The sequence below is a fragment of the Vibrio sp. 1978 genome (assembly GCF_033344345.1).
In genome coordinates this window covers 1-736 of sequence record NZ_JAWPOP010000408.1, presented here as the reverse complement: position 1 = coordinate 736, position 736 = coordinate 1, and the positions used below count along the sequence as shown (strand labels likewise).

The window sequence follows — 736 nt, the reverse complement described above, 5'->3', positions numbered from 1 at the left end:
ACTTCAAAAGATGCAGAACCCGATACTGTCTTAGGATCGGATACACCATTTGTTGTGCCATCGTCCGTAATATCGTAAGTCAGCTCTACAGGGCCGTTGTAACCCGGCGCTGGCGTAAATTCCCAATTCCCTGTGGCTGAGTTAAACGCCAAAGAGCCGGAACTAGGGTCCACAAGTTGAACGTTACTCACCGTCAAGTTGTCGTTTTCCACATCAGTGGCATTCACAAGCAAATCTGATGCAGAAATTGCAAATACACCACTGTCTTCACCAATACTGGTCAAGGTAACTGGCGACGTTTCAGGCGCATCGTTCACGGCTGTAACATCAATCACAAAACTGCTGCTGTTGGTGTTTAAAGTGTCATCAACACCACTAATAACAATGCCTTCGTTACCTTGGTCATCGACTGTAATGTTCACAGTAACATCGCCGAAGAAGTTGAGATCAGGGTTGAACTCAATCAATCCTTCTGCAATGGCGGCGTTGAGATCTGCGACTGAACCTTTTAGCTCAACCGCTCCTGTACCGTCACCCTGAACCGTCAAACCATATTTCGAGATAACGTTAGCGTTCAATGCGAGATACCCGCTATCTACCGCTACATTAAGAACATACTCTGCATTCGGATTATCAAGTACCGCATCGACATCAGAGATACCGAAGCTATTTAGCAATAAGGCGTTGTCTTCAGGTGTTTCCACATCGACAACATTAACGAAGTCAGGTCTGTCGT

General features: G+C 46.1%; 1 protein-coding gene. It reads right to left on the bottom strand.

Translation table 11 applies throughout. From position 1 onward, the window contains the following. The coding region (locus tag R8N49_RS26905) for a cadherin-like domain-containing protein (protein ID WP_318190426.1) at positions 1 to 736 on the bottom strand (736 nt) is incomplete at both ends.